The organism is Mesorhizobium sp. RSR565B (genome assembly GCF_054719465.1).
In genome coordinates, this window is record NZ_JBTTIE010000001.1 from 630,115 (window position 1) to 644,014 (window position 13,900).

Genomic DNA, 13,900 nt, shown 5'->3' on the forward strand with positions numbered 1-13,900 from the left:
GGGAATGGCCAGTCCTTTAGAACGACGTCCAAGACGAAGAGGTCCGATCGCCGCCGCACTGCTGGCGGTGGACGCGTGGATCGATTCCTCGCTCTACGAAATCGGCTTCAAGGCCGGCCAGTTCTGGGAATCGGCAACCATTTTTTCGCGGCGCTTCCGAGTCACCGGCTGGCGACGCGGCATCATCGAGGTGCTGAGCGAAGGTTTTACGATGGGCGCCGGCGGCGTCGTCGTGCTGCTCGCACTCGCGATGCCGGCCTTCCAGATCACCACTGGCGACTGGCGCAGTCAGGGCGATTTCGCCGTCACCTTCCTCGACCGCTACGGCAACGAGATTGGCCAGCGCGGCATCATCCAGCGCGATTCCGTGCCTGTCGACGAGATGCCGGACCATGTCATCAAAGCAGTGCTGGCGACCGAGGACCGGCGCTTCTTCGAGCACTACGGCATCGACGTGCTAGGCCTGTCGCGCGCCATCTTCGAGAATGTGCGGGCCAATTCCGTCGTCCAGGGCGGCTCCAGCATCACCCAGCAGCTGGCCAAGAACCTGTTCCTGTCGAATGAGCGGACCTTCCAACGCAAGATCAAGGAAGCCTTCCTGTCGCTGTGGCTGGAGGCCAATCTGTCGAAGAAGGAGATCCTGCAGCTTTATCTCGACCGCGCCTATATGGGCGGCGGCACGTTCGGCATCGAGGCGGCGGCGGATTTCTATTTCGGCAAGAGCGTCAAGGATCTGAACCTCGCCGAGGCGGCGATGCTGGCCGGCCTGTTCAAGGCGCCGACCAAATACGCCCCGCACATCAACCTGCCCGCCGCCCGTGCTCGCGCCAATGTGGTGCTGTCGAACCTCGTCGATTCCGGTTTCATGACCGAAGGCCAGGTGCTGCAGGCAAGGCTGCATCCAGCCGAGATCGTCGACCGCGGCGAGCAGAAGAGCCCGGACTATTACCTCGACTGGGCCTTCGATGAGGTCAAGAAGATCGCCAAGCCCGGCCAGCATTCGCTGGTCGCCCACACCACTTTCGACGCCAACATCCAGAAAGCGGCGGAGGAATCCGTCGAATTCCATCTCCGCCAGTTCGGCAAGGAATACAACGTCACCGAGGGCGCCGTTGTGGTGATCGAGACCAATGGCGCGGTGCGCGCCATTGTCGGCGGCCGCGACTATGGCGCAAGCCAGTTCAACCGCGCCACCAAGGCGCTGCGCCAGACCGGCTCCTCGTTCAAACCTTACGTCTACGCCACCGCCATGGAGCACGGGTTCACCCCGGACTCCGTCGTCTCAGGCGGGCCGATCAGCTGGGGCGGCTGGTCACCGCACAATTACAATGGTGGCTCGGCCGGCAACGTGACGCTGATCACGGCGATCGCCAAATCGATCAACACCGTGCCGGTACGGCTGGCCAAGGACTATCTCGGCATCGGCCCGATCAAGGCGATGGCCGAATCATTCGGCGTGGAATCGCCGCTGGAGTCGCACAAGACCATGGTGCTCGGCACATCGGGCATGACGGTCATGGACCAGGCGACGGGCTACAGCGTGTTCGCGCAGAACGGCTTCGCCGGCTCGCGGCACGGCATCACCCAGCTCGTCACCCGCACCGGCGATGTCGTCTACGACTTTGCCAAGGATGCGCCGGCGCCGCATCGGGTTCTGTCGGAACAGGCTCTGAAATACATGAACACCATGCTGGCTGCGGTGCCGGCGATCGGCACCGCGCGGCGCGCGCAACTGCCCAACATCGTCGTCGCCGGCAAGACGGGGACGACGCAATCCTACCGCGACGCCTGGTTTGTCGGCTTCACCGGCAATTACACGGCTGCCGTCTGGCTCGGCAATGACGACTTCACCCCGACCCGCAACATGACCGGCGGCACGCTGCCGGCGATGGTGTGGCAGCGGCTGATGGTCTACGCGCACCAGAATATCGACCTGAAGCCGATCCCCGGCCTCGACAAGCCCTTCGTCGACGAAGAGATCGCAGCCAAGGCCGAGGAAGCGGAGAAGAAAAATGCCGATCAGGCAGCCGCGGATGCCGCCGCCGAGCGCCCGGCGGTGTTGTCCAGCCGCACGACACAGACGCTGCGCGAGATGACTAAGGTGTTCCAGACAGCGCCCGTGCTCGGCTCGCCGCAGACACCGGAGACCCTGTCGGCGCTTTGATTCCACAGCGCTGCTTGCTCTGTGGCCTGCCCCGCTATATCCCCGAACGATAATTCTCTCGTCCCGGTTCTTCATGCTCAAGACCGCCTTTTTCACGCTGCTTTCGCTTGCCATAGCCATCGGCCTCGGCGGCGGCAGCGTCTGGTATGCGCTGCAGGCGCAGAGCGGCGTCGGCGCGATCAGCATCGGCCAATGGACCGCCTTCCCCGAGATCGGCACGCAAGATGCCGACCCCTATTCGAAGGCGCGCGTGGCGCGCGAGGGCGTGCTGGCGCTCGGCAAGGCGGAAGGCTTGTCCTTCATCGCCGAACGCGATGCGGCCGGCGATGAGCTTCAGCGGCAATGCGACTACAGGATCGAGGGCAGTTTCCCGACCGCCCGGTTCTGGACGCTCTATGCCGCGGATCAATCGCTCGGCGTGGTCGACACCGGCAAGCCGAGGCTGGCGGCGCTGCAATCCTACCAGGTGCTGCGTCAGCCCGACAATTCGGTGATCATCGCCGTCGGCAACCGTCCGGCCCCCGGCAACTGGCTTCTGACCGAAGGTTTTGGCCGGATGTATTTCGTGCTCACCTTCTACGACACGCCGATTGCCTCAAGCACCGGCCTTTCCGACGTGTCGCTGCCCCGGATCGTCAAGGCTGGCTGCAATGCGTAGGTTGCTGCACGCCATCCTGCTCGGCCTGCTCGGCGCCGGCATCGTCCACATCGTCGTGCTTTTGCTGGTGCCGGAATTTACCGAGCGCGATGCCTGGTCACGGCTGGCGATGGCGTCCGACCTCTACATGATGACCAGGCTGGACGCCGAGGCGGGCGGCGCGCCGGTGGTGAAGTCGGTGGATCCGCTGTTTTACGCCGCCGCCTGCCGCTTCGACCTTGCCGAAGGCATGGTGCGGATCAAGGCGCCGGGCAGCGTGCCGTTCTGGTCGGTGTCGGTCTATGACCGCAACGGCCACAATTTCTATTCATTCAACGACCGCACGGCGACCGGCAACAAGCTGGACACCGTGGTGCTGACGCCGGCACAGATGATCGACGTGCGCAGGGAGCTTCCCGAAGACCTGCAAGGGGCGATCTTCGTCGAGGCGCCGATCGAGGAAGGCATCTTCGTCATCCGCGCCTTCGTGCCTGACGACAGCTGGAAGCCGATAGTGTCGCAGTTCCTGGACCAGAGCTCCTGCGAACTGCAGGACTACTGACCTCAGCCCGACGACCAGCAAACTCAGTGGTGCGGAACAGGCGTCCGTGGTGTGCCCGGCTTGTCCGCCGGCCGCGCCTGGCCTGCCAATGGCGGATGCTCGTAGCGGACGCCGGGAAAAATGATCACCGCCGCCGGCGTACCGGTGTCCTGAACTGCTCGATTGACTGGTGCCGATCGCGGCACGAAAGACAGTACCATGCCCATGGTTCGCGTATTCCTCTCGGTTGCCCCGGAGCACAACGCAACGCCTCCAAATGTGATTAAGGCCGGCAGAGGGTTAACGGAGCGCTAACGGATCGCGGCTAATTTGATGTTTGTTCCAGGCCTTGCGCGAAACCGACACTGTTGCGGTTGAGCATGGCCCGGGTTGTGTCGAGTGTCGGGCGTATCTTCCGTGTCAGCTTCGGATTTCAGGCAAATCGCCATACGGACGGAATCGGGAAAAGCCGAAAGGCTGTTTCGCGCCGCCGTGTCGGCGTTCTGCTCGCTGACCCGCCCGTCGCGCCGCGAGATCGCCCAGCTCGAGGATCTGACGCTGCCGCTGTTCGACAGCGTGCCGGTCGAATCGCGCCGCTATGTCGCCGCCGCCCTGTCCGAATGCGAATATGCGCCGGCCGCCCTGGTGCGGCGGCTTTGCGAGGAGCCGGTCGATGTCTGCGCCCCCTTGCTCGTCCGTTCGCGGGCGCTGGGCGACATCGACCTGATCGCGTTGATCGGCCGCCACGGCCTGCCGCATGCGCGCGCCATTGCCCGCCGCAAGGATTTGAACCCGACCATCGCGCAGTTGATCAAGGCGCTGGAAAAGCCGACCCTGGTGCGCGTGCGGCAGCCCCAGCCGATCGCCGACGTGGCGGGCGCCGACGCCGAAGCCGCTGCCGCCGCTCCCAGCGCACCAAAACTGCCCGGCAGCGCCGCCGCAACCGCCAGGCGCCGCCTGCGCTCGATGATGCTCGCCGAGGGCGAGGCGACATCGGTCGGCTCAGCAACTTACAGCAAGCTGCGCGAGACGGCGCTGACCGGCAACGCCGCCTTCTTCCAGACCGCGCTTGCCGACGCGCTCGATATCGACTTCTCGACGGCGCGGTCGCTGACCGAGCATTCGAGCTATGTCTCGCTGCTCGCCGCGCTGCGGGCGCTCAACCTCAGTGAGGACAGGGCATTCCTGATCGTGGTCGCGGTTTACCCCCGGGAGTTTCCGCACCCGCAGGCGATCCGCATCTTCCTCGACCGCTACCGGCTGCTGCACCACGAGGCGGCGCTCGACAAGGTGCGCGGCTGGAAGGCCGAAACATTGTCGCGAGCGGTGCGCGGCAACACCCCTGTCGCCGCGAATGGCGACCAAGCGCCGGACGTCGACAAAGCCAGCCTAGGGGCCAGCCTCAAGGCGTCTTGACGGAGAGAAGCTCCTCGACGGAAACCGTTGCGGCCTCGATCTCGACCACCCAGATGTCGGGATCGAATTTTTTCTCCCGCTCAAGCCTGGCGTCAAGCACGGCGGCATCGTCGCCGGCGCCGAGCAGCGTGAAAAAGCGATCATCCGGTTTGTCCGAATCGTAGCTCGTCTGGGGCGCCGGGCCGAACAGGGAGACCTCGCCCAGCCTGCCGCGGGAGAGCACGAAGACAGCGCCGGCCTCGGTTGCGCCGCGCTTGACGACGGCCGCAAAGCCGCCGGCGCCGAAAACACGGCGCAGCAGGGCCGACACCCAAAACTCGGTGGTTACGCGCATGACGAGGCTCCGGAGGACATGCGCGGCGTCTTAGCCGGATTTTCGTCTATCCGCGAGCGGTCGTCTTGACCACTCAATTGGTCAGGCCGATCTCGCGCATCTTGACGTAGACGACCTCGTCGGGCTCGCCCGTTTCCGGCAGGCCGAATAGCGACTGGAATTCCTTGATCGCCGCCTTGGTGCGGGCGCCGACGACGCCGTCGAGCTGCATGTCGTCATTGCCGAATGCCTTCAGGCCGGCCTGGATCTTGACGATGCGGGCATCGGGCGCCTGGGCGGATACCGGCGCGGAAACCGGGATGGGCGCAGGCGCGGCCTCGGGCGCGGCAACTCGAGCGGCGGCCATATCCACGGGCCTCGGCACAGGATGCGGGATGCCAGCTGTTGTCTGCTTGGCGCCGAGCTGGTCGAGCAGGACGGCGTCGATCTCACCGGAGGCCGGCAGGCCAACTTTCTGCTGGTATGCCTGGATCGCCTTTTGGGTATTCGGCCCGGAAATGCCGTCGACCGTTCCCGTGTAGAAATCGAGATCCTTCAGGATGCCCTGGACCTGCTCGACGGTCGGATCGCTTTTGACCGGAGCCGGGCCGGGCCGCAGGATGTTGATGGTGGTTTCGGGTTCGTCCGCGCCGGGGTGCGGAAAACCCTCGATGCTGCGGGTGGCGAAGAAGGCGCCGGCATGCGGAAACGGCTGGTACCACAGCGCGTTGGCGGAAACGTAGAACAGCGTCACCAGGAAGGCGGTCGAGCCGCCGACCAGGACCGGATTGCGCGAGATCGCGCCGCCCAGCGCAATCGCGCCGGCCTCGAACGCGCCGCTGCGGCGCTTGACCGCCTTAGGCTGTTTTGCGGAGCGAGCCATTCCTGTCCCCTTTCGCGTCGCCTTTCGTCCTGGTCGCGGGCATCGGCAGCACGCCGTTCCTCTCGGTCGCGCTCCTCTTCGGCCCGTTCACCGGCAGGCTGATCGTGACCGTCGTCCCCTCGCCCGGCATGCTTTCGATCGACATCGTGCCGTCGTGCAGCGCCACCAGGCCCTTGACCAGCGACAGGCCGAGCCCGGTGCCCTCGAAGCGGCGCGTATAGTCGTTCTGGATCTGCATGAACGGCTTGCCGAGATTGACAAAATCCTCCTCGGCGATGCCGATGCCGGTGTCCCTGACCCAGAAATGCAGCCGCGAGCCGATCCGCTTGGCGCCGACGACGACATTGCCGCCATCGGGCGTGAACTTGACCGCATTGGAGACGAGGTTGATCAGGATCTGCTGCACGGCACGACGGTCGGCATTGATCTCCCCGGCGTCCGGCGCAATCTGCGCCTGGAGACCGATGTTCTTGGCATTCGCCTGCAGCTGCATCATCGACTGGCACATCTCGACCGCTTCGATGAATCGGAACGGTTCGGGCTCGGTCGCGTAGGCGCCGGCCTCGATCCTCGAGACATCAAGGATGGAGGTGACGACGGCAAGCAGATGCTGGCCCGACTCCTTCACCAGGCCGACATACTCCTTCTGGCGCGGGTCCTTGAAGCCGCCGAACATCTCATGCAGCAGCATGTCGGAAAAACCGATGATGGCGTTGAGCGGCGTCCGAAGCTCATGGCTGACGACCGCCAGGAAGCGGCCCTTTGCCACCTCGGCCGACGCTGCGGCCTCATTGGCGGCAGCAAGCTCGTCGCGCAATTCGGCAGTCTCGTCGTTCTCGCGCAGCAGCAGAGTGAAGGTCTCCTGCTGCTCTTCGGCACGCATCAGTTCGAGCTGAAATGGCCGGTAATTGTCGGCCGTCGAGGCGCTGCCGTCCTGCGGCAGCCTTACCCGAAGATCGAGCCGGCGCGCCAGGGCGCCATCGCGCATGTCGGCAAGCGCGCTGAGATAAGCGACGCGATCGGACAGGTGGATGCGGTCGAACAGCCCGGCGCCGAAAAGCAGTTCCGGCGGCAGCTTCAGGATGGTGCGCGCCTTGGCTGAGGCATCCAGGACCTCGCCATGCCGGGCGACATGCAGGACAACGGCGTCGATCATGTCTTCAAGGCGGTCGTTTGGAAGCAGCGCGGGCTGCGCGCGTGCGGCATCGCCTAGGGCTGCGAGCCGGGGAACCAGCGTCAGGCCCCAGGCGAGCGGCAGCAGCCAGTGCCACGCCGCGACTTGCGCCCCGCCGAGCGGGACGACAGAGGCGACAAAGGGCTGCAGCAGCATTGCGGCCAAGGCCGAGAGGCCGCCCCAAAGTGCCGCGCGCTTTGAACCGCCGATCCACCAGGCCTCGAATGGCAGTGCCAGGGCCAGCAGCGCAACCGGCGACGCCAGGCCGCCTGCTGCCGCGACGGCGCCGGCAAGCGCAAGACCGCCGGCGGCAAGGGCAACCTGGGCTGCCAGCGTCATCTTGCCCGACGCCGCCACCAGCAAGGCGGCGAACCAGCAAAGACCGAAGGCGGCGAAAATGGTTGCGACGGTGACGGCGGCGCCCATGCCCGAGGTGACCAGTGTCACCGCCGCACCGGCGGCGAAGAACGGAGCGGCAAGCATGATGCCGATGAACCGGCGCTGGCGCAGGCGATCGCCCTGGCCGATGATGGCCGGATGGACCATGCGTTCGCAACCGGCCGCCAGCGCGCCAGGCAGTTCAATATATCTGGCAGTTGTCAAACTCAACGCACTCGCACCCGGTCGTGACTGCCCCTGCGTTGCAGGTCGCTTTTGCTTGTTTGAAACTCGCATCCAGCGTTTAAGGAATGAATAAGGCTGACCGGAACAACGAGCGCGCTGCGGCAAAAATTGGAGCGCCGGCACCGGAATGCACCGCCATTTGTAGCCATAGTAAACGGAGCGTTATGTGCAAAGGGCGTGCCCGTGGCTGCGAAACCCTGAGCCGGCATGCCTGCTCTTCTGAAGATATCCATGCGCAACAATCGCTTAGATGGTTACTGCAAGGTTAAGAAAATTGTCGGCATTTGAGGCTAATGCACTGCAAAACGCCTCGCTTCGAATTTGCCTAAAATTTGAGGAAAATTTTCACTGAGCAGGAAAGCCGTCCTTTGCGCCTCATGTGCCATTGTCGCTGATATAAAGAGGTCATTGCGCATGGACGCATGATCCGGTCATTGGACGAGAGGGCAGATCGATGGGCTTTTTGATAAGAATGGCGTTCTGGTTTTCGCTGGTGTTGCTGGCGCTGCCGCTGACCGTCGGCCCCGACGAGGATGGCCGCGAGAGCGTCGGGCCGTTCCAGGCGCTTTTTGCGGCGCGCGAAGCGGTCGGCGACATCGCCGGCATTTGCGAGCGTAAGCCGGACGTCTGCGAAACCGGCAAGTCGGCGATGCATACGATCAGCGCCCGGGCCAAGGAAACCGCCAAGATCGCCGCCGCCATGCTGGACGACAAGAGCGCCGAGACCTCGCCCGATACATCGCTGGCCACCGGCAGCGTCGCCGAGGACATCGTGCTGCCGGCGACAGTCAACATACCTGCCAAGCTGGTGGCGAAGAACTAAACACCGTTTCAGCTGGTATCTACAGCGTCACCGCAGGCCGGTCGGACCTCTCGATGCCTGCGGTGCTTTTCTTCTTTTTCCGTGACGCCGCAGCCGCGGATGACTATATCCCGAGCAATGGCCACGACGATCCAGACGATCCGCGACGACTTCTCCCTGCTCGACGAGTGGGAAGACCGCTATCGCTATGTGATCGAGCTCGGCGAAGCGCTGCCGCCATTTCCCGACGCCGAACGCAACGCCGCCAACAAGGTGCCGGGCTGCGTCAGCCAGGTCTGGCTGACCACGAGCCGAGCGCCGGGCGCCGATCCGGTCATCACCTTCACAGGCGATTCAGACGCTCATATCGTACGCGGTCTGGTCGCCATCATGCTGGCGCTGTTTTCGGGACGGACTGCCAGCCAGATCCTTGAAACGGACGCCGAGGCGACGCTGAGGTCGCTTGGCCTCGACGAACATCTGTCGCCGCAGCGGGCCAATGGCCTGCGCTCAATGGTCAAGCGCATCAAGCGCGACGCCGAGATGGCTCTCAAGCAGACTGCTTGATTGCTCTATCTTCTCTTCTTTCGACGCAATTCCCAAGAGAAAGCGCTCGGCAGTTTTCCTGGAATTGTTCTAGAAACAAAACGGCGCCGTAAGGGGCGCCGTTGATCTTGTCCATTGGAGCGGTGTTACCGCCCCTTGCGCTTGCGGCCGAGGCCCATCTTCTTGGCCAGCTGCGAACGGGCAGCGGCATAGTTGGGGGCGACCATCGGATAGCTGGCGTCGAGATTCCACTTCTCGCGGTATTCATCGGGCGTCAGACCGTAATGAGTCATCAGGTGGCGCTTCAGCGACTTGAACTTCTTGCCATCTTCAAGGCAGACGATGTAATCGTCATGAACAGAGCGCTTCGGGTTTACCGCAGGCTTCTGCTTGTCGGCCGGAGGCTGTTCGCTTGCTCCGCCCACGCGCCCGAGAGCGGCATGGACATCAGCGATAAGGTTCGGCAATTCGCCGACCGGCACGGGATTGTTGCTGACATAGGCTGCCACCACATCGGCGGTCAGCTCGATCAGCGCATCGCTATTTCTGGAAGGTGTTTCGACGATATCCATGGTTTAGGCCCCAACGAAGGATGTTTCTGTTTGCGCCCTTTTTGGAAGATCGGGCATGGCGCGAATTTCACGCGGGAAGAGCTTCATGGATTCGCGTCCGGGCATCTTAATGAGCCCACAGACAAAGTAAGTCAATTCGCATCTTGCGCTATATTCAACGATATTCATCGAATAGTCGCTCTTCAGCTTCAATCTTTCGTGCACTCTGTAACTTCGCGATATTTTCTGGTCGGACCAGGACTAGCATGACGTAAGGTCACACCACCGCTAAATCAGCAAGGACTCATAAAGCGGGCAGCGATGCTTGGTCTATGCTTCGAGGTTTGGGCGGCTGATTGTCGGATTCGTACCAAACCGCAAGTTGCAAAGCGTTGGCGAAACACGCCGAAGAAGATCTTCGGTCTGACCGGATTCAATACGGCGTGAGGTATTTTCCATAGACCCAGCCACTAACAAAACCACCATTTTGCGCCGGGTCGTGCCAAACTTGACACCATTGATAGCGAATTGCCTGTTTCTGTTTCCAGTGCGGCTGGCCGGCGATCTCCAGAAGATTCAAGCCGCTGGTGCACTTGCCGGTCATCTGCAGGATCGTCCCGTTGGGATAGGCGGCCTGCTTCTGCGAGGTGCCGGACGGATATTTGCGAACGTTGAGCGTGTCGCCGAACGGCACGCCAGCCACTTGCCAAGCGGCGAACGCGGTTGCATGAGACTGGCCGGTGAAAGCCAGAACGGTCGAAGCGACGACGGCGAGAGCCGCAGCGGTGTTGATATGGAAATTCATCATCCTCTCCTTTTGGCTCATCTCCCGAGCCCGCCGCAACCAATACATCCCGGCCCTTGAACCCGCGCTGATCGGCGTGTTCATTTGCCATTCAAGTAATTTCTTCAGTGAGACGCAATGACCAAGACCTCAGCTTTTCCGTCCGCCAGCCCGCCGATCCCCGAGAAACACCCCGTCTTCGACACGCATCACGGCATTACCCGCACAGATGACTATGCCTGGCTGAGGGCCGAGAACTGGCAGGCGATGTTCAGGGACCCTTCCCTGCTTGAGGGCCGCATCCGCGCCCATCTCGAAGCCGAAAACGCCTATCAAGCAGTGCTTATGGCCGATACGCTAGAGCTTCGGAAGCAGCTGTTCGGCGAGATGAAGGGGCGCATCAAGGAAGATGATTCGACGGTGCCGATGAAGGATGGCCCCTATGCTTACGGCTCATCCTTCAAGCTTGGCGGCGAACAGCCCCGCTATTTCCGCATGCCGCGCGATGGCGGCGATGAGCAGATCCTGCTCGATGGCGACGCGGAAGCCGAGGGCAAGCCCTATTTCCGCCTCGGCGGCGTCGACCATTCGGCCGATCACCGCAAGCTGTTGTGGGCGTTCGACGACAAGGGCTCTGAATTCTTCACACTTCGCGTGCGCGATCTCACCAGCGGCAAGGAACTGAGCGACCAGATCGAGGCCACCAGTGGTGGCGGCGTCTGGAATGCCGCCGATGACGGTTTCTTCTACACAAGGCTCGACGACAATCATCGCCCGTCCAAGGTGCTGTTCCACGCGCTCGGCGGCAGCCCCCTTAATGACCGGCTGATTTATGAGGAAACCGATCCCGGCTTCTTCATGGATGTCGGCGGCACGCGCTCCAACGAATGGATCATGATCGGGATCAACGATCACGAAACCTCGGAATATCACCTGATGCGCGCCGATGAGCCTTTCGCCGAGCCAAAGCTGGTGGCAAAGCGCGAGACTGGCCTGCAATATGATCTGGAAGAAGGCGGCGACATCTTCTTCGTCCTCACCAATGCCGACGGCGCCAAGGACTTCAAGATCATGACGGCGCCGGCTAATGACCCGGTTCGCGCCAATTGGGAAGAGCTGGTGGCGCACGAGCCAGGCCGGCTGATCCTGTCGGTGGTCGGCTTCAGGGATCATATGGTCAGGCTCGAGCGCAAGGAAGGGCTGCCGCGCATCGTCGTTCGCGATCGCCGCAGCGGCGAGGAGCATCTGATCTCGTTCGACGAAGAGGCGTTCTCGCTCGGCCTGTCGGGGTCCTATGAATACGACACCGAGATCATGCGCTTCACCTATTCGTCGATGACGACCTCGGCGCAGGTCTTCGACTACAATATGCGCAGCCGCGAGCGTGTGCTGCTGAAGACCCAGGAAGTGCCGTCCGGTCACAATCCGGATCATTATGTCACGCGCCGGCTGATGGCGTCGGCCGCCGATGGCGAACTGGTGCCGGTCTCGCTGCTGCACCACCGCGACACGCCGCTCGATGGCTCCGCACCGTGCCTGCTTTACGGCTACGGCTCTTACGGCATTGCCATTCCGGCGGCGTTCAACACCAACTGGTTCTCGCTGGTCGACCGTGGCTTTGTCTTTGCCATCGCCCATGTCCGCGGCGGCAAGGACAAGGGCTATGGCTGGTATGACGACGGCAAGCGGGCGCACAAGATGAACACGTTCACCGATTTCATCGCCGTCGCGCAGCATCTCGTCGCCGAGCGTTACACCCAACACGACCGCATCGTCGCGCAAGGCGGCTCGGCCGGCGGCATGCTGATGGGTGCGATCGCCAACATGGCGCCGCAAAATTTCGGCGCCATCGTTGCCGAGGTCCCCTTTGTCGACGTGCTGACCACGATGCTCGACGCAAGCTTGCCGCTGACGCCGCCGGAGTGGCCGGAATGGGGCAACCCGATCGCGTCGGCGGAAGATTACCAAACGATCGCCGCCTACTCACCCTATGACAATGTCGCCGATCACGACTACCCGCCGATCCTGGCGCTGGCCGGCCTCACCGATCCGCGCGTCACCTATTGGGAGCCGGCCAAATGGGTGGCGCGGCTGCGCGAGCGCAAGAGCGGCGACAATCCGGTGCTGTTCAAGATCAACATGGATTCCGGCCATGCCGGCGCCTCCGGCCGCTTTTCAAGGCTGGAGGAGATCGCCTATACCTACTCCTTCGCGCTCAAGGTTACGGCCAAGCCCGAACCCGAGGTTACGGGCAAGGCTGAGAATGCAACGGAGGCGTCGCAATGATCGATCTATCCACCTTGACGGCTTACATAGCGGTTGTGCTTGGCTTTGTGTTTATTCCAGGCCCAGCCACGCTTTTGACGGTCGCGCGAGCGACGAGTTCCGGAACCAGGGTTGGCGTCGCGACGGGCGCGGGCGTCGCGGCTGGCGATGTGTTCCATACCATCATGGCGATGGTCGGCATTTCGGCGATCATCGCCACTTCGGCAACGCTGTTCAGCGTCGTAAAATACATCGGCGCGGCGTATCTCGTTTACCTCGGCCTTCGCGCAATCATCGAGAGAATACCGGCCGATCCTACTGCCGGTGCACTCGCGATCTCCGCCAGCAAGGCGTTTCGTCAAGCTGTCCTGACCGAAGTGCTTAATCCAAAGACGGCGCTTTTCTTCCTTGCCTTCCTGCCCCAGTTCGTGCGGCCTGAAAACGGATCGGTGATGCTCCAGCTGATGACGCTGGGCATAATCTTTGTTCTGCTCGGCCTTTTCAGCACAGTCGTCTTTGCCGTGAGTGCGGGCCGGCTCGGCACGTTCCTGCGCCGCAATCCGTCGGTGGTGAAATGGCAAGGCAAGGTGGTTGGCGGCATCTACTGCGCGTTAGGCGTTCGTCTGGCCTTGCAGCAGCGCTGATGTCGAAGCGAAAAGCGCGCCCGTCGAGGGGCGCGCCGGTCGTCACTTTTTCAATTCCGGGCTGCTCATTTTCACTCGCATTTGCAATGGCTGCGCGCTACCCATGCGCGCCACCTTCCAGACCATGACATACGCAAAGGGGCCACTATGTTGCTCGTCGACACCTATCTCGAGAAATCACCGATCCAGGGCATCGGGGTTTTCGCCAGGAACCACATTGCCAAGGGCACGCTGGTCTGGAAGCTCGACCCCAGATTCGACCGGATCATCGACGTCGAGACCTATGAAGGCGAGAGCGGCCCGGTGAAGAACTATCTCGACCGTTATTCCTATCCAGACCGCCGGGATCCGAACTACATCGTCTTCGAAGCCGACGACGCCCGCTACATGAACCATGACGACGAACCGAATTGCGATGTCTCCTCGCCCGAGGAAACCTATGCCTTGCGCGACATCGCACCCGGCGAGGAACTGACCTGCAATTACAGCCATTTCTTCGAGACGGGCTTCGACTTCCTCGGCGATCGCCACCTGTAGATGGCCACCTGTAGCCGGG

The 13,900-nt window shown here is 62.6% G+C and carries 14 protein-coding genes; 9 read left to right on the forward strand and 5 right to left on the reverse strand.

Going from position 1 to position 13,900, the window contains the following annotated elements:
- Window positions 1–4 precede the first annotated feature (4 nt).
- From ACYG9R_RS03200 to ACYG9R_RS03215, 4 genes are all read left to right on the forward strand, one after another.
- A complete protein-coding gene (locus ACYG9R_RS03200) occupies window positions 5–2,164 on the forward strand; it encodes a transglycosylase domain-containing protein (protein ID WP_023687235.1) in 2,160 nt (719 codons plus the stop codon).
- Window positions 2,165–2,237: 73 nt separating this feature from the next.
- Window positions 2,238–2,822 carry a DUF1214 domain-containing protein gene (locus ACYG9R_RS03205; protein ID WP_023670163.1) on the forward strand — a complete coding sequence of 195 codons (585 nt, stop codon included), beginning with the start codon at window positions 2,238–2,240 and terminating at the stop codon, window positions 2,820–2,822.
- Entirely contained in the window at window positions 2,815–3,363 is a 549-nt protein-coding gene (locus ACYG9R_RS03210) for a DUF1254 domain-containing protein (RefSeq protein WP_023824204.1), read from the forward strand. Before ACYG9R_RS03205 ends, ACYG9R_RS03210 begins: the two co-directional genes overlap by 8 nt.
- A 396-nt stretch (window positions 3,364–3,759) precedes the next feature.
- The gene (locus ACYG9R_RS03215; protein ID WP_023824205.1) at window positions 3,760–4,758 is read left to right on the forward strand and encodes a DUF2336 domain-containing protein; all 999 of its coding nucleotides are present in this window, start codon (window positions 3,760–3,762) and stop codon (window positions 4,756–4,758) included.
- On the opposite strand, the gene ACYG9R_RS03220 is transcribed toward ACYG9R_RS03215, so the two are convergent.
- The 3 genes from ACYG9R_RS03220 to ACYG9R_RS03230 all read right to left on the reverse strand — a co-directional run bounded on the left by ACYG9R_RS03220 (window position 4,745) and on the right by ACYG9R_RS03230 (window position 7,674).
- The gene (locus ACYG9R_RS03220; protein ID WP_023824206.1) at window positions 4,745–5,092 is read right to left on the reverse strand and encodes a DUF1491 family protein; all 348 of its coding nucleotides are present in this window, start codon (window positions 5,090–5,092) and stop codon (window positions 4,745–4,747) included. The genes ACYG9R_RS03215 and ACYG9R_RS03220 overlap by 14 nt on opposite strands.
- A 73-nt stretch (window positions 5,093–5,165) precedes the next feature.
- Entirely contained in the window at window positions 5,166–5,954 is a 789-nt protein-coding gene (locus ACYG9R_RS03225; RefSeq protein ID WP_023670159.1) for a peptidoglycan-binding domain-containing protein, read from the reverse strand.
- Complete coding sequence (locus tag ACYG9R_RS03230; protein WP_023732037.1) at window positions 5,929–7,674, reverse strand: sensor histidine kinase; 1,746 nt, start codon at window positions 7,672–7,674, stop codon at window positions 5,929–5,931. Before ACYG9R_RS03230 ends, ACYG9R_RS03225 begins: the two co-directional genes overlap by 26 nt.
- Before the next feature lie 532 nt (window positions 7,675–8,206).
- Between ACYG9R_RS03230 and ACYG9R_RS03235 the strand changes: the two genes are divergently transcribed.
- Window positions 8,207–8,575, forward strand: coding sequence for a DUF5330 domain-containing protein (locus ACYG9R_RS03235; RefSeq protein ID WP_023732038.1), 369 nt, complete (start codon window positions 8,207–8,209; stop codon window positions 8,573–8,575).
- A 117-nt stretch (window positions 8,576–8,692) separates the two neighbouring features.
- Window positions 8,693–9,121, forward strand: coding sequence for a SufE family protein (locus tag ACYG9R_RS03240; protein ID WP_023684547.1), 429 nt, complete (start codon window positions 8,693–8,695; stop codon window positions 9,119–9,121).
- Between the two features lie 125 nt (window positions 9,122–9,246).
- Here the strand turns inward: ACYG9R_RS03240 and ACYG9R_RS03245 are convergent, their stop codons facing one another.
- Together ACYG9R_RS03245 and ACYG9R_RS03250 are read right to left on the reverse strand one after the other, a co-directional pair.
- Window positions 9,247–9,672 carry a Ros/MucR family transcriptional regulator gene (locus ACYG9R_RS03245; RefSeq protein WP_023673680.1) on the reverse strand — a complete coding sequence of 142 codons (426 nt, stop codon included), beginning with the start codon at window positions 9,670–9,672 and terminating at the stop codon, window positions 9,247–9,249.
- Between the two features lie 412 nt (window positions 9,673–10,084).
- Window positions 10,085–10,459, reverse strand: coding sequence for an SH3 domain-containing protein (locus tag ACYG9R_RS03250; RefSeq protein WP_023684548.1), 375 nt, complete (start codon window positions 10,457–10,459; stop codon window positions 10,085–10,087).
- Window positions 10,460–10,573: 114 nt separating this feature from the next.
- Here ACYG9R_RS03250 and ACYG9R_RS03255 point away from each other — a divergent pair, with 114 nt between their 5' ends.
- The 3 genes from ACYG9R_RS03255 to ACYG9R_RS03265 all read left to right on the forward strand — a co-directional run bounded on the left by ACYG9R_RS03255 (window position 10,574) and on the right by ACYG9R_RS03265 (window position 13,881).
- A complete protein-coding gene (locus tag ACYG9R_RS03255; RefSeq protein ID WP_023824207.1) occupies window positions 10,574–12,721 on the forward strand; it encodes a S9 family peptidase in 2,148 nt (715 codons plus the stop codon).
- Window positions 12,718–13,344 (forward strand): LysE family translocator, encoded by a 627-nt coding sequence (locus tag ACYG9R_RS03260; RefSeq protein ID WP_023754808.1) that lies wholly within the window; start codon window positions 12,718–12,720, stop codon window positions 13,342–13,344. The genes ACYG9R_RS03255 and ACYG9R_RS03260 overlap by 4 nt, the downstream gene beginning before the upstream one ends.
- Window positions 13,345–13,491: 147 nt before the next feature.
- Complete coding sequence (locus ACYG9R_RS03265; RefSeq protein WP_023673684.1) at window positions 13,492–13,881, forward strand: SET domain-containing protein; 390 nt, start codon at window positions 13,492–13,494, stop codon at window positions 13,879–13,881.
- Window positions 13,882–13,900 lie beyond the last annotated feature (19 nt).

Coding starts and splice junctions, on each gene's coding strand:
- ACYG9R_RS03245 (WP_023673680.1), bottom strand. CDS start 9,672: ATGGATATCGTCGAAACACCTTCCAGAAATAGCGATGCGCTGATCGAG.
- ACYG9R_RS03210 (WP_023824204.1), top strand. CDS start 2,815: ATGCGTAGGTTGCTGCACGCCATCCTGCTCGGCCTGCTCGGCGCCGGC.
- ACYG9R_RS03265 (WP_023673684.1), top strand. CDS start 13,492: ATGTTGCTCGTCGACACCTATCTCGAGAAATCACCGATCCAGGGCATC.
- ACYG9R_RS03200 (WP_023687235.1), top strand. CDS start 5: ATGGCCAGTCCTTTAGAACGACGTCCAAGACGAAGAGGTCCGATCGCC.
- ACYG9R_RS03220 (WP_023824206.1), bottom strand. CDS start 5,092: ATGCGCGTAACCACCGAGTTTTGGGTGTCGGCCCTGCTGCGCCGTGTT.
- ACYG9R_RS03255 (WP_023824207.1), top strand. CDS start 10,574: ATGACCAAGACCTCAGCTTTTCCGTCCGCCAGCCCGCCGATCCCCGAG.
- ACYG9R_RS03260 (WP_023754808.1), top strand. CDS start 12,718: ATGATCGATCTATCCACCTTGACGGCTTACATAGCGGTTGTGCTTGGC.
- ACYG9R_RS03225 (WP_023670159.1), bottom strand. CDS start 5,954: ATGGCTCGCTCCGCAAAACAGCCTAAGGCGGTCAAGCGCCGCAGCGGC.
- ACYG9R_RS03240 (WP_023684547.1), top strand. CDS start 8,693: ATGGCCACGACGATCCAGACGATCCGCGACGACTTCTCCCTGCTCGAC.
- ACYG9R_RS03235 (WP_023732038.1), top strand. CDS start 8,207: ATGGGCTTTTTGATAAGAATGGCGTTCTGGTTTTCGCTGGTGTTGCTG.
- ACYG9R_RS03230 (WP_023732037.1), bottom strand. CDS start 7,674: ATGGTCCATCCGGCCATCATCGGCCAGGGCGATCGCCTGCGCCAGCGC.
- ACYG9R_RS03250 (WP_023684548.1), bottom strand. CDS start 10,459: ATGATGAATTTCCATATCAACACCGCTGCGGCTCTCGCCGTCGTCGCT.
- ACYG9R_RS03205 (WP_023670163.1), top strand. CDS start 2,238: ATGCTCAAGACCGCCTTTTTCACGCTGCTTTCGCTTGCCATAGCCATC.